Source organism: Kitasatospora sp. NPDC030952 (genome assembly GCF_055571335.1).
On sequence record NZ_JBVIFM010000030.1, the window covers coordinates 17,227 to 35,894 of the forward strand.

The 18,668-nt window shown below is 72.8% G+C and carries 19 protein-coding genes; 15 read left to right on the plus strand and 4 right to left on the minus strand.

Features of this window, described 5'->3' with window-relative positions; all coding sequences use genetic code 11:
• The first annotated feature begins 73 nt into the window (after window positions 1-73).
• Window positions 74-1,219 carry a D-alanine--D-alanine ligase family protein gene (locus tag ACZ47G_RS34925; protein ID WP_465749744.1) on the plus strand — a complete coding sequence of 382 codons (1,146 nt, stop codon included), beginning with the start codon at window positions 74-76 and terminating at the stop codon, window positions 1,217-1,219.
• A gap of 71 nt (window positions 1,220-1,290) precedes the next feature.
• On the opposite strand, the gene ACZ47G_RS34930 is transcribed toward ACZ47G_RS34925, so the two are convergent.
• Together ACZ47G_RS34930 and ACZ47G_RS34935 are read right to left on the minus strand one after the other, a co-directional pair.
• Window positions 1,291-1,809 carry a DUF3515 domain-containing protein gene (locus tag ACZ47G_RS34930; protein WP_465749746.1) on the minus strand — a complete coding sequence of 173 codons (519 nt, stop codon included), beginning with the start codon at window positions 1,807-1,809 and terminating at the stop codon, window positions 1,291-1,293.
• A gap of 20 nt (window positions 1,810-1,829) precedes the next feature.
• Window positions 1,830-2,063 carry an Lrp/AsnC family transcriptional regulator gene (locus ACZ47G_RS34935; RefSeq protein ID WP_380453427.1) on the minus strand — a complete coding sequence of 78 codons (234 nt, stop codon included), beginning with the start codon at window positions 2,061-2,063 and terminating at the stop codon, window positions 1,830-1,832.
• Between the two features lie 226 nt (window positions 2,064-2,289).
• Between ACZ47G_RS34935 and ACZ47G_RS34940 the strand changes: the two genes are divergently transcribed.
• The 3 genes from ACZ47G_RS34940 (at window position 2,290) to thiD (ending at window position 5,284) form a co-directional block, all read left to right on the plus strand.
• Window positions 2,290-3,255 (plus strand): thiamine-phosphate kinase, encoded by a 966-nt coding sequence (locus tag ACZ47G_RS34940; protein WP_380453424.1) that lies wholly within the window; start codon window positions 2,290-2,292, stop codon window positions 3,253-3,255.
• 167 nt (window positions 3,256-3,422) lie between these two features.
• Window positions 3,423-4,448 carry an ATP-dependent 6-phosphofructokinase gene (locus ACZ47G_RS34945; RefSeq protein WP_465749748.1) on the plus strand — a complete coding sequence of 342 codons (1,026 nt, stop codon included), beginning with the start codon at window positions 3,423-3,425 and terminating at the stop codon, window positions 4,446-4,448.
• A 23-nt stretch (window positions 4,449-4,471) separates the two neighbouring features.
• Window positions 4,472-5,284: a bifunctional hydroxymethylpyrimidine kinase/phosphomethylpyrimidine kinase gene (thiD, locus tag ACZ47G_RS34950; RefSeq protein ID WP_465749750.1), complete on the plus strand. Its 813-nt coding sequence runs from the start codon at window positions 4,472-4,474 to the stop codon at window positions 5,282-5,284.
• Between the two features lie 172 nt (window positions 5,285-5,456).
• Here the strand turns inward: thiD and rpmB are convergent, their stop codons facing one another.
• Window positions 5,457-5,642 (minus strand): 50S ribosomal protein L28, encoded by a 186-nt coding sequence (gene rpmB, locus ACZ47G_RS34955; protein WP_014138233.1) that lies wholly within the window; start codon window positions 5,640-5,642, stop codon window positions 5,457-5,459.
• 280 nt (window positions 5,643-5,922) lie between these two features.
• Here rpmB and ACZ47G_RS34960 point away from each other — a divergent pair, with 280 nt between their 5' ends.
• The 10 genes from ACZ47G_RS34960 to mutM all read left to right on the plus strand — a co-directional run bounded on the left by ACZ47G_RS34960 (window position 5,923) and on the right by mutM (window position 16,014).
• Entirely contained in the window at window positions 5,923-7,554 is a 1,632-nt protein-coding gene (locus tag ACZ47G_RS34960) for a DAK2 domain-containing protein (RefSeq protein ID WP_465749752.1), read from the plus strand.
• A 77-nt stretch (window positions 7,555-7,631) separates the two neighbouring features.
• Complete coding sequence (gene recG, locus ACZ47G_RS34965; RefSeq protein ID WP_465749754.1) at window positions 7,632-9,863, plus strand: ATP-dependent DNA helicase RecG; 2,232 nt, start codon at window positions 7,632-7,634, stop codon at window positions 9,861-9,863.
• Window positions 9,864-9,968: 105 nt separating this feature from the next.
• Window positions 9,969-10,502 carry a hypothetical protein gene (locus tag ACZ47G_RS34970; RefSeq protein WP_465749756.1) on the plus strand — a complete coding sequence of 178 codons (534 nt, stop codon included), beginning with the start codon at window positions 9,969-9,971 and terminating at the stop codon, window positions 10,500-10,502.
• Window positions 10,503-10,750: 248 nt separating this feature from the next.
• Window positions 10,751-11,335: a 16S rRNA (guanine(966)-N(2))-methyltransferase RsmD gene (rsmD, locus tag ACZ47G_RS34975; protein ID WP_465749757.1), complete on the plus strand. Its 585-nt coding sequence runs from the start codon at window positions 10,751-10,753 to the stop codon at window positions 11,333-11,335.
• Window positions 11,336-11,384: 49 nt separating this feature from the next.
• Entirely contained in the window at window positions 11,385-11,876 is a 492-nt protein-coding gene (gene coaD / locus ACZ47G_RS34980; RefSeq protein ID WP_465749758.1) for a pantetheine-phosphate adenylyltransferase, read from the plus strand.
• Window positions 11,877-12,058: 182 nt separating this feature from the next.
• The gene (locus tag ACZ47G_RS34985; RefSeq protein ID WP_465749759.1) at window positions 12,059-13,285 is read left to right on the plus strand and encodes an ATP synthase subunit B family protein; all 1,227 of its coding nucleotides are present in this window, start codon (window positions 12,059-12,061) and stop codon (window positions 13,283-13,285) included.
• Window positions 13,286-13,448: 163 nt separating this feature from the next.
• Window positions 13,449-14,093 (plus strand): YceD family protein, encoded by a 645-nt coding sequence (locus ACZ47G_RS34990; RefSeq protein ID WP_465749761.1) that lies wholly within the window; start codon window positions 13,449-13,451, stop codon window positions 14,091-14,093.
• 2 nt (window positions 14,094-14,095) lie between these two features.
• Entirely contained in the window at window positions 14,096-14,269 is a 174-nt protein-coding gene (gene rpmF, locus ACZ47G_RS34995) for a 50S ribosomal protein L32 (protein WP_030056747.1), read from the plus strand.
• Between the two features lie 20 nt (window positions 14,270-14,289).
• A complete protein-coding gene (gene rnc, locus ACZ47G_RS35000) occupies window positions 14,290-15,078 on the plus strand; it encodes a ribonuclease III (RefSeq protein ID WP_465749763.1) in 789 nt (262 codons plus the stop codon).
• Between the two features lie 57 nt (window positions 15,079-15,135).
• Entirely contained in the window at window positions 15,136-16,014 is an 879-nt protein-coding gene (gene mutM, locus ACZ47G_RS35005; RefSeq protein ID WP_465749765.1) for a bifunctional DNA-formamidopyrimidine glycosylase/DNA-(apurinic or apyrimidinic site) lyase, read from the plus strand.
• 7 nt (window positions 16,015-16,021) lie between these two features.
• Here the strand turns inward: mutM and ACZ47G_RS35010 are convergent, their stop codons facing one another.
• A complete protein-coding gene (locus ACZ47G_RS35010; protein ID WP_465749767.1) occupies window positions 16,022-16,942 on the minus strand; it encodes a DMT family protein in 921 nt (306 codons plus the stop codon).
• Window positions 16,943-17,247: 305 nt separating this feature from the next.
• On the opposite strand from ACZ47G_RS35010, the gene ACZ47G_RS35015 reads away from it, so the two are divergent.
• On the plus strand, window positions 17,248-18,609 hold the full coding sequence (locus ACZ47G_RS35015) for a hypothetical protein (RefSeq protein WP_465749769.1): 1,362 nt from the start codon (window positions 17,248-17,250) through the stop codon (window positions 18,607-18,609).
• Window positions 18,610-18,668 lie beyond the last annotated feature (59 nt).

An 18,668-nucleotide genomic window follows, 5' to 3' on the forward strand; every position in this document is an offset into this window, starting at 1 on the left:
GGGTCCGCGGGCGGACTCTCCGGGTCCGCGTTGACTTCCCGGAAACACCTCGCACGGTAGTCTCAAACCCGATATGAGCATCGAACAGACCTCCCCGAACCCGTCCGCCTCGAAGCCGCGCGTCGCGCTGGTCTTCGGCGGGCGCAGCTCCGAGCACGCGATCTCGGTCTCGACCGCGGGCAGCGTTCTCCGGGCGATCGACCGTGACAAGTACGACGTGCTGCCGATCGGCATCACCCACGAGGGCCGCTGGGCGCTGACCAGCGACGAGCCGGCCCGGATGGCGATCACCGACGGCAGGCTGCCGGACGTGGCGCACGTCGCCGAGGCCGTCGACGGGCAGGTCGCGCTGCCGGTGTCCCCGGGCAGCCGGGAGGTGCTGCTGAGCGAGCCGGGCAGCGCCCCCAAGGCCCTCGGCGAGGTCGACGTGGTGTTCCCGCTGCTGCACGGCCCCTGGGGCGAGGACGGCACCGTGCAGGGCCTGCTGGAGCTCTCCGGCGTCCCGTACGTCGGCAACGGCGTGCTGGCCAGCGCGGCCGGCATGGACAAGGAGTTCGCCAAGCGGATCCTGGCCTCGCACGGTCTGGGCGTCGGCCACTACACGATCGTGCGGCCGCGCGACTGGGAGACCGAGCAGGGCCGGGCCGCGGTGCGCGAGCGGGTCGCCGAGCTGGGCCTGCCGGTGTTCGTGAAGCCCTGCCGGGCCGGCTCCAGCATCGGCATCACCAAGGTCAAGGACCTGGCCGAGCTGGACGCCGCGATCGAGGAGGCCCGCCGGCACGACCCCAAGCTGATCATCGAGGCGGGGGTGTCCGGCCGCGAGATCGAGTGCGGGGTGCTGGAGTTCGAGGACGGCCCGCGGGCCAGCGTCCCGGCCGAGGTACTGGTCGGCGAGGGCTTCGACTTCTACGACTTCGAGGCCAAGTACATCGACTCCTCCGAGGTGCGGATCCCGGCCGAGCTGACCGCCGCCGAGGTCGCGGAGATCCAGCGCCAGGCGGTCGCCGCGTTCGAGGCCTTCGGCTGCGAGGGCCTGGCCCGGGTGGACTTCTTCCTGCTGGAGGACGGCTCCTGGATGATCAACGAGATCAACACCATGCCGGGCTTCACCCCGATCTCCGCCTACCCGAAGATGTGGGAGGCCAGCGGGATCTCGTACGCGGAGCTGATCGACCGGCTGCTGCAGACCGCGCTGCGCCGTTCGACCGGGCTGCGGTAGCGGGTCCGTACGCGCCGAGGGGCGGGCCGGAAGCCTCCGGCCCGCCCCTCGCACGTGTTCGGCGTACTCGCTCAGCCCGGGATGCTGGCCTTCACCGCGTCGGTCAGGGCGGCCGCCGGGTCGAAGGGGTTCTGCGCGGCGCCGGCCGGAACGGTCACCTCGACGTAGGCGGCCCGCATGGTCGTCACGAAGCGGTAGCCGCCGTCGCCGAGCTTCTGCGACCACCAGGTGACGTCGTCGACGGTCGGCGACCAGTCCTCGGCGTGCTCGCCGTCCAGCTCCTCCGGCCGGTCGACGCCGCACCGCAGCACCACCCGGGGCGAGCCGCCCCAGGCCGCCGTGTACGGCGAGGCCGGCGACGGGTCCTTGCGGGCGTGGCCGAGCAGCTCCGCCGGCAGCGCCGCGTCCAGCGTGCGGCAGTAGTCCGCGGCCCTCCCGTTCGGCCGCGGGACCGCGACGTCCTGGTCGGCCGAGCCCCAACTGCCGACCAGCAGCACGACCGTGCAGGTCAGTGCGACGGGTGGGGCCAGCCAGCGGACCGGCGCGGGGAGGGCGGTCAGCGCCTCGGGGATGCGGAGTTCTCTGGCCACCCGCCGATGGTAGCCGGGGCTCAGAGATGGACCACCGGACAGGTGAGGGTGCGGGTGATGCCCTCCACCTTCTGGACCTTGGCGACCACCATGCGGCCGAGGTCGTCGACCGTCTCGGCCTCGGCCTTGACGATCACGTCGTACGGACCGGTGACGTCCTCGGCGGTGATCACACCGGGGATCTTCGCGATCGTCTCGGCCACCGAGGTGGCCTTTCCTACCTCGGTCTGGATCAGGATGTATGCCTGTACCACGGGTGACCTCCCGGCGGCCGGTTGGGGGGATCGCCGCCGTGATCGCCCGGTCTGGCGCAGGGGTGGATGCGGGCTCACCGGCAGGCTGATCACCACGCTACCGCGCTGCGGGCCGGGGAGGGGAGACTTCGGCGCTCCCGAAGGGCGTACGCTGCGCGCGGGGGAGCGACGGGGACTGGATTCCGGATGGCGGTGCCGTCCGGGAAGGAAACGCGAGAGGACGCAGATGCAGGGGACCGTGGGCGAGCTCGGCGAGTTCGGTCTCATCAGGGAGCTGACCGCCCGGGTACCGCTCACCGACGCGGTCGACCTCGGCCCCGGGGACGACGCCGCGGTGGTGAAGGCCCCGGACGGCCGGGTGGTGGCCACCACGGACGTCCTGATCGAGAACCGGCACTTCCGCCGGGACTGGTCGACCGCCTACGACGTGGGCCGCAAGGCCGCCGCCCAGAACCTCGCGGACGTGGCCGCGATGGGCGCGGTGCCCACCGCGATACTGCTCGGGCTGGTCGCCCCCGCCGACCTGCCGACCACCTGGGCCACCGAGCTGATGGACGGGCTGCGCGACGAGTGCCAGGTCGCCGGGGCGACGGTGGTCGGCGGCGACGTGGTGCGCGGCGACACCGTCACGCTGGCGATCACGGCGCTCGGCGACCTCCAGGGGCGCGCGGCGGTGACGCGCTCCGGCGCCCAGGTCGGCGACGTGATCGCGGTGTGCGGCTGGCTGGGCTGGTCGGCGGCCGGACTGACGGTGCTGCAGCGCGGCTTCCGCTCCCCGCGCGCCTTCGTCGAGGCGCACCGCCGGCCCGAGCCGCCGTACCACGCGGGCCCGGCCGCGGCCGAGTTGGGCGCGACCTCGATGATCGACGTGAGCGACGGGCTGGTCGCCGACCTCGGCCACGTGGCCCGCGCCAGCGAGGTGGACATCGACCTCAGGGCCGCCGACTTCGACGTCCCGGCGCAGATGGCCGACATCGGCCAGGCGGTCGGGGTGGACCCGTTGGTGTGGGTGCTGTCCGGCGGCGAGGACCACGCGATCGTGGCGACCTTCCCGCGCGGGGTCCAACTCCCGTCCCGCTGGCGGGTGGTGGGCGAGGTGACCGGTCGTCCGCGGGGCTCGCGCAGCGGCCGGGTGACGGTGGACGGCGCTCCCTGGGACCGGGTCGGCGGCTGGGACCACTTCTCCGAATGAGCTACGGCGCAAGGACGATCCGGAGTGGACGCCGGTACGGCGCGTGACGCTCCGGGCGTGCGGTGGACGGGATTCGGTGGTGCGTTCTGCGTAGGCTTGCGCCATCCGAGCCCGCCCGCCGTCCGGCGCGGGTGGTCTGAACCACTGCGAGCGGGAGCACACCACACATGCGCATCGGTGTACTGACCAGCGGCGGCGACTGCCCCGGCCTCAACGCGGTGATCCGCTCGGTGGTGCACCGGGGGACGGACGTCCACGGCGACGAGATCGTGGGCATCGAGGACGGCTTCCTCGGACTGATCGAGGGCCGCACCCGGCCGGTCTCGCACGACGACGTCACCGGTCTGCTCACCCTCGGCGGCACCATCCTGGGCTCGGCCCGGGTGCAGCGCGAGCGGATCGCCTGGGCGGTGGAGAACGCCAAGACGCTGGCCCGGGACATCGGCATCGACGCGCTGATCGCGATCGGCGGCGAGGGGACGCTGACCGCCGCCAAACAGTTCAGCGACGCCGGGCTGCCGGTGGTCGGCGTGCCCAAGACCATCGACAACGACATCGACGCCACCGACGTCACCTTCGGCTTCGACACCGCGGTGCACGTGGCGACCGAGGCGATCGACCGGCTGAAGACCACCGCGGAGTCCCACCAGCGCGTCATGGTGGTGGAGTTGATGGGCCGGCACACCGGCTGGATCACCCTCACCGCGGGCATGGCCGGCGGCGCGCACGGCATCCTGATCCCGGAGAAGCCGTTCGACATCGAGGAGGTGGCCCGGATGGTCGAGGACCGCTTCGCCCGCGGCAAGAAGTTCGCCATCATCGCCGTCGCCGAGGGCGCCACCCCGATGCCCGGCACCATGCGCTTCGACCACGGCGAGGTCGACCAGTACGGCCACCGGACCTTCGGCGGGATCGGCAACCGGCTCGCCCACGAGCTGGAGAACCTGCTCGGGAAGGAGGCCCGCCCGGTCATCCTCGGCCACACCCAGCGCGGCGGCACCCCGACCGCCCGGGACCGGGTGCTGGCCACCCGCTTCGGCTGGCACGCGGTGGAGGCCGTCCACCTGGGCGCCTTCGGGCACTTCACCGCGCTGCGCCGGAGCGGCATCGAGCTGCTGCCGATCGGCGACGCGGTCACCCGGCTGAAGACGGTGCCGGAGGACCGCTGGGCGGAGTCCGAGGCGGTGCTCTGAACCCCCGCGGGTAGGTTGGGCCCATGGACTCCACCGCACCTCCCCGCGTGCTCACCGTCGCAGGCTCCGACTCCGGCGGCGGCGCCGGCATCCAGGCCGACCTCAAGGCGATGCTCGCCCTCGGCGTCCACGGCATGAGCGTGATCACCGCCGTCACCGCGCAGAACTCGCTCGGCGTCCAGGGCTACTGGGAACTGCCCGCCGAGGCCGTCCGGGCGCAGTTCCGCAGCGTGGTGGACGACATCGGGGTGCAGGCCGTGAAGACCGGCATGCTCGCCTCGACCGAACTGGTCGAGACCGTCGCCGGCCTGCTCGCCGGGGTGGACGCCCCGGTGGTGGTCGACCCGGTCGGCGTCTCCAAGCACGGGGACGCGCTGCTGGCCGCCGAGGCGGTGGCCACCGTCCGCGAGCGGCTGCTGCCGGTCGCCACCGTGGTCACCCCCAACCTCCACGAGGTGACGCAGCTCACCGGCCGCACCGTCGAGGACGAGTCGCAGATGCTGCCCGCCGCCGAGGCGCTGCTGGACCTCGGGCCGCGCTGGGTGCTGGTCAAGGGCGGCCACCTGGCGGGCGAGGCCGCCGACCTGCTGTACGGCGGGCCCGGCGCGGTGCACTGGTACCGCGCACCGCGCTACGACAACCGGCACACCCACGGCACCGGCTGCACCCTGGCCAGCTCGATCGCGGCCGGCCTGGCCAAGGGCGAGTCGGTGCCGGAGGCGGTGGGCTCGGCCAAGGAGTACATCACCGGCGCGATCGCCGGGGGCTTCGCGCTGGGCGCCGGGATCGGCCCGGTCGACCACGCCTGGCGCTGGCGCCGGTCGGACAGGACTTAGGCCCTGTCCGAGGGTCCGGTGGATCCAACCGGAAACGGATGATGGGCGGGCCCCCGAAGGGGTCCGCCCATCACCGGTGCGTCCGGATGGCGCGACCGGTCCCGGAAACAGCGAAGCCGGCTCATCCGGGGATGAACCGACTCACTGGAGGACCGGCATGCCGGTCTGCGCGTCAGCGCGAGACCTTACCGGCCTTGATGCACGAGGTGCAGACGTTGAGCCGCTTCGGCGTACGCCCAATCACAGCGCGCACCGTCTGAATGTTGGGGTTCCAACGACGGGGGGTACGGCGGTGAGAGTGGGAGATGCTGTTGCCGAAGCCCGGCCCCTTGCCGCAGACGTCGCAGTTGGCAGCCACAGGAGTCACTCCAAGACTTCAGATCAGATACTTTCGAAAACCCACTCACCCACCAGAACACTCGCGTGCACCGGACCGGACAAGGGGGTGAGCCTGGACGGTTCCAGGCAACCGGAAGAGCATACAACGCTTGCTTCCGTCCCACGAAACTACCATGACCGGCCGAGTGATCGCTCCGGTCGGCGGACCCGGCGGCCCTCCCCGACCCCCGATAACCTGCCGGTATCACCCCTTGCCGCCGCCCCCGGCCGTGTCGGCGTCCCGTTCCGGAGGAGACCTGGTGCTGCACACGCTCGACGCCCCGGCCGTGCGCACCTGGTGCCAGCTCGCCCTGCACGCGCTCGGCCAGGCCCGCGAGGAGATCGACGCGCTCAACGTCTATCCCGTCCCGGACGGCGACACCGGCACCAACCTCTACCTGACCGTCGAGTCCGCCGCCGCCGAGGTGGAGAGCCGCTTCGCCGACCCCGCCGCCGACCCGGCGCCCGGACTGGCCGACGCCGTCCGGGCGATGGCCCGCGGCGCGCTGATCGGCGCCCGCGGCAACTCCGGGGTGATCCTCGCCCAGTGGCTGCGCGGCACCGCGGAGACCCTCGCCGAGGGCGGCGGCGGCGAACACCTGCGGGCCGCCCTCCAGCGGGCCGCCGACTCCGCGTACCAGGCCGTCGCGGAGCCCGTCGAGGGCACCCTGCTCACCGTCGCCCGGGTCGCCGCCCGGGAGGCGGTCCGGGCCGGGGGCGGGCTCGCCCAGGTCGCCGACACCGCCCACCGGGCCGCCCGGGACGCGCTGCGACACACCCCCGAGCAGCTCGCCGTGCTGGCCGAGAACGGAGTGGTGGACGCCGGCGGGCGCGGTCTGGTGGCCGTCCTCGGCGCGCTCGCCGATGCCGTCGCCGGGCAGCAGCCGATGGGTCCGGTCGCGCTGCGCGGGGACGTCCGGGAGGTGGAGAGCTGCGAGGTGCACCTGCGGCCGCCCGGCCCGGGCCACCCCGCCTTCGAGGTCATCTACCTGCTGGACGCGCCGGACGACGCGCTGCCCGCGCTGCGCGAGCGGCTCGGCCGGCTCGGCGACTCGCTGGTGATCGGCGGCGGCGACGGCCTGTGGAACGTGCACGTCCACGTGGACGACGCGGGCGCCGCCGTGGAGGCCGGGGTCGGGGCCGGGCGCCCGCACCAGATCCGGATCACCCACTTCGCGGAGGCCGCCGCCCGGGCCGGCACCGCCGCCGAGCGCGGCGAACGCGAGGAGCGGGCCCGCGCGGTGCTCTCCGTGGTCTCCGGCGACGGACTGGCCGAGCTGTGCGAGCAGGCCGGGGCCGTCGTCCTGCACGCCGACCCGGACCGCCGCCCGGCCAGCGCCGAACTCGCCGACGCCGTCCGCGGTTCGGCCGCCCGCGAGGTGGTGCTGCTGCTCAACGACCCCGAACTGCGCGCCGCCGCCGGAGCCGCCGCCGACCAGCTGCGCGAGGAGGGCGTACGGATCGCCGTCCTGCCCACCCGCTCGCCGGTGCAGGGCCTGGCGGCGCTCGCCGTGCACGAGGGCGGGCGGCGCTTCGACGAGGACGTGGTCGCCATGACCTCCGCCGCCGGGGCCACCCGGTACGCCGAACTCGCCGTCGCCGAGGGGGAGTCCTGGACCATGGCCGGGGTCTGCCAGGCCGGCGACGTGCTCGGCCTGATCGACGGCGACGTCGCGGTGATCGGCGCCGGGCTGGCCGAGGTCGGCGAGAGCGTGCTGGACCGGATGCTCGGCGCGGGCGGCGAACTCGTCACCCTGATCCTCGGCGAGGGCGCCGACCGGGCGCTCGCCGACCGGCTGGTGGCGCACGTCCGCCAGCAGCGGCCGGAGGTGGACTCCGTGGTGTTCCACGGCGGCCAGGGGTTCACCCCGCTGCTCATCGGAGTGGAGTGAGCCGCCCCTCCGGCTCGGAGGCGGCGGGCGGGTGAGCGCGCCCGGATCGTCGGTGCCTTGGTGTAAACAAGGGCCTGATGGGCGCTCTCGATGAATCACTGACCAAGCTCGTCGGCGACCGCACCGCGAAGGTGCTCGCCGACAGCCTCAAGCTGCGCACGGTCGGGGACCTGCTGCACCACTATCCGCGCCGCTACGTCGAACGCGGCCAGCTCACCAGCCTGGACGAGCTGGAGATCGACGAGCACGTCACCGTGCTGGCCCGGATCGAGAAGGTCACCCTGATCCCGTTCCGCGGGCGCAAGGGCGACCGGCTGGAGGTCGTGGTCACCGACGGCCGCAGCCGGCTCTCGCTGGTCTTCTTCAACCAGGGCTGGCGGCAGAAGGAGCTCAGGGCCGGCGCCCAGGGCCTGTTCGCGGGCAAGGTCGGCGTCTTCAACCGCACCCGCCAACTGGTCTCGCCCGACTACCAGCTGCTCGACGAGGACGCCGGCTCCGACGCCGCCGAGCAGTTCGCCGGCCGGCTCATCCCGGTGTACGGCGCCAGCGCGCAGATGCCCAGCTGGAAGCTGTCGATCTGCATCGACACCGCGCTCACCAAGCACCTCGGCGACGTCGGCGAGCCGCTGCCCGCCGAACTGCGCGAGCGGCACGACCTGATCCCGCTGCCCGAGGCGCTGGAGCTGATCCACCGCCCGAGCAGCCAGGCCGACCGCGAGCGCGCCCAGAGCCGGCTGCGCTGGGACGAGGCCTTCGTCCTGCAGGTCGCGCTGGCCCAGCGCCGGGCCGCCGACTCCGCGCTGCCCGCCAAGCCGCGGGTGGCCCTCACCGGCGGGCTGCTGGACGCCTTCGACGCCCGGCTGCCGTTCACCCTCACCGAGGGCCAGCGGAAGGTCTCCGCCGAGATCGCCGCCGACCTGGCGACCGAGCACCCGATGCACCGGCTGCTCCAGGGCGAGGTGGGCTCAGGCAAGACCCTGGTCGCGCTGCGGGCCATGCTCGCCGTGGTGGACGCCGGCGGCCAGGCCGTGCTGCTCGCGCCCACCGAGGTGCTGGCCCAGCAGCACCACCGCTCGATCGTCGAGATGATGGGCGACCTCGCCGAGGGCGGCATGCTCGGCGGCTCGGAGCACGCCACCCGGGTGGTGCTGCTGACCGGTTCGATGGGGACGGCCGCCCGCCGCCAGGCGATGCTGGACATGGCCTGCGGGGACGCCGGGATCGCCATCGGCACCCACGCGCTGATCGAGGACAAGGTCCAGTTCCAGGACCTCGGCCTGGTCGTGGTGGACGAGCAGCACCGCTTCGGCGTCGAGCAGCGGGACGCGCTGCGGGCCAAGGGGGAGCAGCCGCCGCACCTGCTGGTGATGACGGCCACCCCGATCCCGCGCACCGTCGCGATGACCGTCTTCGGGGACTTGGAGACCTCCGTCCTGGACCAGCTCCCGGCCGGCCGCTCGCCGATCTCCACCCATGTCGTCCCCGCGCTGGAGAAGCCCAACTTCCTCACCCGGGCCTGGGAGCGGGTCCGCGAGGAGGTCGGCAAGGGCCACCAGGCGTACGTGGTCTGCCCCCGGATCGGGGACGAGGAGCCGGCCGCCGACCCGAAGGCCGCGAAGAAGCGGCGCAAGGCGGCCGAGGAGGACTTCGAGGAGATCGCCGACGCCGACGCCGGCGCCGGGAGCGATGAACGGCGGCCCCCGCTCTCGGTGGTGGAGACCGCCGACAAGCTGGTGAAGGGCCCGCTCAGCGGGCTGCGGGTGGAGATCCTGCACGGCCGGCTCGCCCCGGAGGCCAAGGACGACGTGATGCGCCGGTTCGCCGCCGGGGAGGTGGACGTGCTGGTCGCCACCACCGTCATCGAGGTCGGCGTGAACGTCCCCAACTCCACCGCGATGGTCATCATGGACGCCGACCGCTTCGGCGTCTCCCAGCTCCACCAGCTGCGCGGCCGGGTCGGCCGGGGCAGCGCGGCGGGCCTGTGCCTGCTGGTCAGCGAGATGCCCGGGGGCAGTGCCGCCCGGGCCCGGCTGGACGCGGTGGCCGGCACCCTGGACGGCTTCGAGCTGTCCCGGATCGACCTCGAACAGCGCCGCGAGGGCGATGTACTGGGCCAGGCGCAGTCCGGGGTGAAGTCCTCGCTCAAGGTGCTCTCGGTGCTGGAGGACGAGGAGGTCATCCTCACCGCCCGGACCGAGGCCACCCGGCTGGTCGCCGAGGACCCCGAGCTGGCCGCCCACCCGGAGCTGCGCACCGCGCTGGAGAGCCTGCTCGACGAGGACCGCGCGGCCTACATGGAGAAGGGCTGAGCGGGCCCTCGGGCCGGCCGGATTGTCAGACCCCCGGGAGAGAATGTAGTTGTTCAGGGCGCACCCTCAAGGTGCGTACCTGGCACGACACTTGGGGGTCCTGCCATGGCATTCCGTCATCTCAACGAGCTCCCGCTGGGCGACAAGGTCTTCCGGATCGAACTCGCCAGCGACGACGACCGAGAGGTCACCCTCACCCTGACCGGCTGGCGTGAGGGGGCGGCCGCCACGCCGCTCGCCTCGGGCAAGCTCCGCCTGCCGGTCGAGGACGTCGCCTCGCTGCGGATCGCGCTCAACCGCGCACTGCGGGCGCTGGCGATCGTCGCCGACGTCTCCGAGCCCATCCCCGACCGCGACGTGCTGCGTGAGCTGTACCCCGGCCACGGCGCCCCCTGGGTGCCCCAGCACGAGGAGGAGCTGGTCCGGCGCTTCCACGACGGCGAGACCATCGCCCGGATCGCCGCCCGCTTCGGCCGTACGCCCGACTCCGTCCGGACCAAGCTGCGCGAGCTCGGGCACGACCCGCGCCGCCCCGAGTTCTGCCCGCCCGACGGCTGCCTGTCCTGGTCCCGCTACGCCTCGCCGGCGCTGCTCGGCGCGGCGGTCCCGGGCCAGGGTGCGGGCTCCGAGGCGAGCTGACCGCCCGAGTGCGCGGGCCCGGCCCGGCGGGGACGCCCCCGCCGGGCCGGGCCTGTCCGGCGCGCCCCTTCGGCTCGGGGCTGTGATTTCGCCCGCTCGCCTCCGGGGCGCTCTTGGTCCGGTGCCGACGGTCGGCACTCCCTCGCTCGTGCCTCGCTCCGTCGCTTCTCCCTTTCGGCACCGGCGCGCCCCTTCGGCTCGGGGCGGGATAGCGTGGTCGGGCAGCGACGAAAGGACCTCCCACCACCATGACCCGCGTGATCGCCGGAGCGGCCGGCGGCCGCCGACTGGCCGTACCGCCCGGCCGGGGCACCCGTCCGACCTCCGACAAGGCCCGCGAGGCGATGTTCTCCACCCTGGAGGCTTTCCGCGGCACCCTGCACGGGGCGCGGATGCTGGACCTGTTCGGCGGATCGGGCGCGGTCGGCCTGGAGGCGCTCTCGCGCGGCGCCGAGCACGTGCTGCTGGTCGAGGCGGACGCCCAGGCGGCCCGGGTGATCCGGGAGAACGTCCGCACGATCGGCCTGCCGGGTACCGAGGTGCGGGCCGCCAAGGCGGAGAAGGTGATCGCCGGACCGCCTCCGCAGGACCCGTACGACCTGGTCTTCCTCGATCCGCCCTACGTGATGACGGACGAGGAGGTGCGCGAGATGCTGATCACACTGTTGGCTGGGGGCTGGCTCGCGGCGGACGCACTCGTCACCGTGGAGCGCAGCACCCGTGGCGGCGAGTTCGGCTGGCCCGAGGGCTTCGAGGTGCTGCGCTCCCGCCGCTACGGCGAGGGCACGCTCTGGTACGGTCGCGCCGCCGCCGAGGCCAGCGAGCAGGAGTAGCGGGCCGCGGCCCGCAGCAGCCGTCACCCCACGAGGGAGCACACACGCCATGCGCCGAGCCGTCTGCCCCGGGTCGTTCGACCCGATCCACAACGGCCACCTGGAGATCATCGAGCGGGCCTCGAAGCTGTACGACGTGGTGCATGTCGCGGTCCTGATCAACCGGAACAAGCAGGGCATGTTCACCGTCGAGGAGCGGATCGGCCTGATCGAGGAGGTCACCGCTCCGTTCGGGAACGTGGTGGTCGAGTCGCACCACGGCCTGCTGGTGGACTACTGCCGGGACCGCGACATCCCCGCGATCATCAAGGGCCTGCGCGCGGTCAGCGACTTCGACTACGAGCTGCAGATGGCCCAGATGAACCACGGCCTGACCGGCGTGGAGACGCTGTTCCTGCCGACCTCGCCGACGTACAGCTTCCTCTCCTCGACGCTGGTCAAGGAGGTCGCCTCGTACGGCGGCGACGTCTCGCACCTGCTGCCGGAGACGGTGCACGACCGCCTGGTGGAGCGGATCGCGGAGCGCAAGGCCGAGCAGTAGCGGGTGGCTTTCCTGCCGGTTCGTCATGGCTTGTCCGGGGCGGCGGAGGACGCTTCGGCTCAGGCGTTGTGAGCTCGCCGCACGGGGGCCGTACAGTCTGTAGTCCTGCCCTGCGGTGAGGTCCACCGCGCCGGGCCTGCCTCCGCCGGACCGTCGGCGGCACACGGAAAGACGAAGCCCCCGTGGACGTGCAGAAAAAGGTCGACGAGATCGTGGCGGCGGTCGAGAACGCCCGCGCGATGCCGATGTCGGCCTCCTGCGTGGTGAACCGGGCCGAACTGATCGGCCTGCTCAACGACCTCAAGGCGGCTCTGCCCGCCGAACTCGCCCAGGCCCAGTCGGTGATGGCCGACCACGAGCAGGTGGTGGCGGAGGCCCAGGCCGAGGCCGACCGGATCATCCAGGGCGCGCACTCCGAGCGCGGTTCGCTGATCTCCGACACCGAGGTGGTCCGCCGGGCCCAGTCCGAGGCCGACCGGCTCCTGGCCGAGGCCCGTGCCGACGTCGAGACCAAGCGTGCCGAGGCCGACGACTACGTGGACAGCAAGCTCGCCAACTTCGAGGTCGTACTGACCAAGACGCTCGGCGCGGTCGGCCGCGGCCGGACCAAGCTGCGCGGCGACGCCGCCTTCGAGGCCGAGAGCGACGGCGAGGAGTTCCAGCCGCAGCGGATCAGCCCGAGCCCCGAGGTCGACGAGTACGTCGATGTGAAGCTCGCCACCCTGGAGAACGTGCTCAGCGCCACCCTGGAGGCGGTCGGCAAGGGCCGCGACAAGCTGCTCGGCAAGAAGCCGATCGACGAGCTGGGCGCCTACCTGGCCGCCGCCGACGAGGCCCAGCAGGCCAAGGAGCGGGCCGAGGCGGTGGCCGCCGGCTTCGCCGCGGACGCCGACGGCGCCGAACTCGCTTGGTACCGCGAGGACGTCCCCCAGCAGCAGAGCTGGCCCGAGCAGACCCCGGCCGCGCCCGGCTGGCAGCCCACCGGCGGCGACCAGTACGCGGCCGTCGCCCAGCACCAGGACGCCCAGCACCAGGACGTCCAGCACCACGTCGGACAGCCCCAGGGCGGGCAGTACGCCGAGGTGTACGGCGGCGGCTTCGACCCGGCCGGCCAGGGCGACCCGTACAACGCCCAGTGGGGCCACCAGCAGGGCGGCTACCCGCAGCAGCAGGACTACCAGGGGCAGCAGCACCAGGGTCAGCACCATCAGGGCCAGCAGGGCGCCTACGGCTATCCCCAGCAGCAGGACGGCTACGCGGCCCAGGCGTACGACGGCTACGGCTACCCGCAGCAGCCCGCGCTGCCCCCGGCCGTGCCGCACCAGCAGCAGCAGAACCTGGACGAGACGAGCTTCTTCGACACCAGCATGATCGACATGACCCGGCTGCGGGAGCTCGGCGGCCGCTGAGCGGACCTCCGCGGAGTCTCCTGACGGGACCGAAGTTGGGCCTGGCGGGAGACTCCGGTAGTCTGACCACTCCGGCATCCCCATGTCCGGCCGTCGGCTTGCCCTCGCAACGCCGACTCGTAATGGGGAACACAGCGTTGATCCCTATGGAAGTCAGGACACCTTGAACCGCCTCGACCACCGCGACCCCCTCGTGTTCGACACGCACGAGCTCGGCCGTCGTCCGGGCTCGATGCGCAAGGTGAGCCGGACCCTGGAGGCCCCCGAGGGCCTCGGGATCATCGACGTGATCAGCGTCCCGGAGAAGAGCCCGATCGAGCTGGAGCTCCGCCTGGAGTCCGTGGTCGAGGGCGTGCTGGTCACCGGCACCGCCGACGCCCACGTCGAGGGCGAGTGCGTCCGGTGCCTGGAGCCCGTCGACTTCGACATCGACGTCGACTTCCAGGAGCTGTACTACTACCCGGAGTCCGACGAGCGTCACCGCGCCCGGACCACCGGGACCGAGGACCTCGACGAGGACTCGGAAGAAGAGACTTACCGTCTGGAGGGCGACTTCTTCGACCTCCAGCCGGTGCTGCGTGACGCGGTGGTGCTCGCACTGCCGCTGCAGCCGGTGTGCCAGGAAGACTGCCTGGGTCTGTGTTCCGAGTGCGGAGCGCGCCTGAGCGACGACCCGACGCACCACCACGACGCCGCCGACCCCCGGTGGGCGGCTCTGCAGGGACTCTCCGCCGCCCCCGGCGACGAGGGTGACGGAATCAAGAACAGCGACACCCGTGAGGGTCTCGCCGAGAACCAGGAGAAGTAGCCGTGGCTGTTCCGAAGCGGAAGATGTCGCGCAGCAACACGCGCCACCGTCGGTCCAACTGGAAGGCCGTCGTTCCGGCCCTCGTGGCGTGCGACCGCTGCCACGAGCCGAAGCTGGGCCACATCGCGTGCCCGAGCTGCGGCACGTACAACCGTCGCCAGGTCCTCTCGGTCTGATCGGCGGGGTGCACGGATCGATGTCGGACGGTAGCTCCACCCGCAAGGCGTCCTCTGCCTCGAAGGGTTCTTCGGGCGGCGGCAAGGCCGGCGGGCCGGCTTCGACCGAATACGACGTCCTGGAAGGGCGCCTCGGGTACACGCTCGAGCGCGCCCTTCTGGTGCGTGCCCTGACCCACCGCTCGTACGCGTACGAGAACGGGGGGCTGCCCACCAACGAGCGCCTGGAGTTCCTCGGCGACTCGGTGCTGGGCCTGGTGGTGACCGACACCCTCTACCGCGTCCACCCGGACGTCCCGGAGGGCACGCTCGCCAAGCTGCGCGCCGCGGTGGTCAACTCCCGCGCGCTCGCGGACGTCGGCCGGGGGCTCGAACTGGGCACCTTCATCCGGCTCGGCAAGGGCGAGGAGGGCACCGGCGGCCGCGACAAGTCGTCGATCCTCGCGGACACCGTCGAGGCCGTGATCGGAGCCGTCTACCTGGACCGCGGTCTGGAAGCGGCCACCGAGTTCGTCCACCGGCTGTTCGACCCGCTGATCGAGGAGTCCTCTCAGCTGGGAGCCGGCCTGGACTGGAAGACCAGCCTCCAGGAGCTCACCGCCTCGGTGGGCATCGGAGTGCCCGAGTACGTGGTCATGGAGTCCGGTCCGGACCACGAGAAGACCTTCACCGCGGCGGCCCGGGTGGCCGGCGAGGACTTCGGCAGCGGCGTCGGCCGCTCGAAGAAGGAAGCCGAGCAGAAGGCCGCCGAGAGCGCCTGGCGCGCGATCAAGGAGAAGTACGCCGACCGGCTGCCCGCCGGCGCGTGACCCGGAAGAAGTAGCCTTGCCTCCTGCCGATCCCTTCGAAGCAGGAGGCCAGCTCCCGTGCCCGAACTCCCCGAGGTCGAGGTCGTCCGCCGCGGTCTGGCGAACTGGGTCGCCGGGCGGACCGTCGCCGACGTCCAGGTGCTGCACCCGCGCGCGGTGCGCCGCCAGGCGGCCGGCGCCGCCGACTTCGTGGCCCGGCTGACCGGCACCACCCTCGGCACCGCGCAGCGCCGCGGCAAGTACCTCTGGGTGCCGCTGGGCGGCGCGGGGGCCGGCTTCTCGCTGATCGGCCACCTCGGGATGAGCGGCCAACTCCTCGTCCAGGACCCGACGGCGGCGGACGAGACCCACCTGCGGGTCCGGCTGCGCTTCGCCGACGGCGGGCGCGAACTGCGCTTCGTCGACCAGCGGACCTTCGGCGGCCTGGCCGTCGAGGAGGCCGAGGAGGACGATCCGGAGGGCACCCCGCTCTCCATCGCGCACATCGCCCGCGACCCGCTCGACCCGCGCTTCGACGACGGCGCCTTCATGGCCGCGCTGCGCGCCAAGCGCACCACGGTCAAGCGCGCGCTGCTCGACCAGACCCTGATCAGCGGCGTCGGCAACATCTACGCCGACGAGGCGCTGTGGCGCTCCAAGCTGCACTACGAACGCCCGACCACGACCCTCACCCGGCCACAGGCCGCGCTGCTGCTGGCCAACGCCCGGGACGTGATGGCGGCGGCGCTGGCCGTGGGCGGCACCAGCTTCGACAGCCTGTACGTGAACGTGAACGGCGAGAGCGGCTACTTCTCCCGGGACCTCGACGCCTACGGCCGCGAGCACGAGCCCTGCCGCCGCTGCGGCACCGCGATCCGGCGGGCCCCCTGGATGAACCGGTCCAGCTACTTCTGCCCCCGCTGCCAGCGCCTGCCGCGCACCGTCAACGGGGGCTGACGGCGGGCTACTTGTGGGCGAGTTCCGGGTGGTCGGCGGAGGCCTCGCCGAGGGCGCCGTGGTCGCCCTGGCCGTAGTAGGCGACGCCGACCGCGGAGACCACCGCGAGCAGGAAGCCCAGCACTCCGAGCCAGCCCAGGCCGGCCTTGGAGGAGTCGCCGAGCCAGAGCACGCCGATCGCGCCGGGCAGCACCGTCTCGCCGACCACCAGGGCGGCGGTGGCGCCGTTCACCGAGCCGATCTGCAGCGCCACGGTGTGCACGTACATGCCGCCGAGGCCGCCGATCAGGATCGCGTACAGCGCCGGGTCGGAGATCAGCCGGACCAGGTCGAACGGCTCCACGCCGTTCAGGATGCGCACGCCGACGCCCAGGGCGCCGAAGCCGAGGCCGGACAGCAGACCGGCGACGATCGCGCCCTTGGAGCCCATCCGGCGCACCAGCAGGCTGCCGCCGGCCAGCAGCACGGTCGTGATGATCAGCAGGCCCCAGTGGAAGGCCGTCGACGCGTGGTGGCCGCCCTCCGGACCGGCCGAGACGGCCAGCAGCACCAGCGCCGAGCAGAGCACGCCGATCGAGACCCACTCCAGCTGCTTGAGCCGGATGCCCAGCAGCTTGATGCTCAGCACCGCGGTGATCACCAGGTTGGCGCTGATGATGGTCTGGGAGAGGAACAGCGGCAGCAGCCGGGCGGCCAGGGCGCCGAGCCCGAAGCCGATCAGGTCCAGCACCGTACCGGTGATGAACTCCCAGGTGACGGCGGCCTTCGCGGTGGAGGACAGGCTCGGCCCGCCGTGCTCGGTGGTCGTGGTGGTGGCGCCCTTGGCCGCCTCCTCGCGGGCCGAGCGGCGGGAACCGACGGCCTGCAGGACCGAGCCGGTGCCGTAGCAGGCGGATGCCGCCACGGCCGTGACGAGGCCGATGATCACCGAGCGCTCCGATCGGGAGTTGGGTCAAGAAAAGGTAATGGGACCAGCGGTCCGGGACCAGTGTGCCCGTTCGCGCGGTACGGTCGGGACGCCCCCTCGAACCGCCCCGGAACCTTCCCGGGCCCGCCCGGACGTACGTCCGGCCGCCTCCCGCGGTTCCCGCGCCCCATCCGTCTCAGGGTCGGCTGGGGGAAATCTCATCCGTGAGAAGGGGAGCCACCCCGGCGGACGGCGGGGAATCCTGTCATAACCAGTATGCGAAGGGTATGCCGTGCCCGGCCGCCGGTCACGGTAGCGTCGGGGACATGAGAACCCTTGCACGACGTTCCCGGGGCACCGGGCCGCTTGCCCTGGTGGCGACGCTGCTCGGGCTGCTGCTCCTGTTCGCGCCGGCGGCCTCCGCCGCCGGTGGGCTGAGCGATGCCACCGCCGCCCTCAAGGCCGGCAAGGTCTACGTCGACCCGGCGATGACCAGCCGCTTCAGCCAGAGCCAGGCGGACGCCCTGACCAAGAAGATCGAGAAGGCCGACAAGCCGATCTTCGTCGCGGTCGTCCCCGACTCGCCCTCGTACAACAAGCAGAGCGTCTTCCAGGACGTGCGCACCAAGGTCGGCATCGACGGGGTCTACGCGATCTGGCGCGGCGACCAGTTCGCCGCCCGCGCCGACCGCGGCGCGATGTCGGCCGGCGCCGCCGAGAAGCTCGCCAGCGCGGCCCTGCACTCCCACAACGGCGACATCGACGCCACCCTGAACGACTTCGTCGACAACGCCGCCCCGCAGGCCAAGGGCACCGGGGTCAACCACAGCACTTCGATCGCCTGGGTGGTCATCCCGCTCGTGCTGGTGGCGCTGGCCGGCGCCGGCGTCTTCTTCCTCTTCCGCCGCGCCAAGCAGCGCAAGGAGGCCCAGGCCCGGGCCGAGCTGGAGCAGCTGCGCCGCGTGGTCGACGAGGACATCACCGCCTACGGCGTCGAGCTGGAGCGCCTGGACTTCAACCCGCGGGCCACCGACGCGGACGACGTCCAGCGCACCGACTACAGCCACGCGCTGGACTCGTACGAGAAGGCCAAGCGCCTGATGGACGAGGCCAAGAAGCCCGAGGACGTCAAGGTCGTCACGGAGACCATCGAGGACGGCCGGTTCGCGCTGGCCACCCTGGCCGCCCGGCGCGAGAAGCGCCCGCTGCCCGAGCGCCGTCCCCCGTGCTTCATGGACCCGCGGCACGGCCCGTCCGTCAAGGACGTCGACTGGGCCCCGGCCGGCGGCGCCGCCCGCAGCGTCCCGGTCTGCCAGGCCGACGCGGACCGGGTGGCCGCCGGCCTCGACCCGGCGATCCGCACCGTCGACACCGAGCACGGCCCGCAGCCGTACTGGAACGCCGGCCCGGCGTACGCCCCCTACGCGGGTGGCTACTACAGCGGCTTCGGCGGCGGCGGCCTGCTGCCGGGCCTGCTGGTCGGCACCATGCTCGGCTCGATGATGAGCTCCCCGGCCTACGCCGCGGCCCCCATGATGGGCGGCGGCCACGGCTACCAGGACCAGTACGACGGCGGTGACTTCACCGGCGCCGACTTCAACTCCTCCGACTTCGGCGGCTTCGGCGGCGGGGACTCCGGTGGCGACTTCGGCGGTGGCGGCGACTTCGGCGGCGGCGGGGACTGGTAGTCCGCCCGCCCCGCGCCCTCCCTCCGCGGCCCCGCCGGTTCCGACCGGCGGGGCCGTCC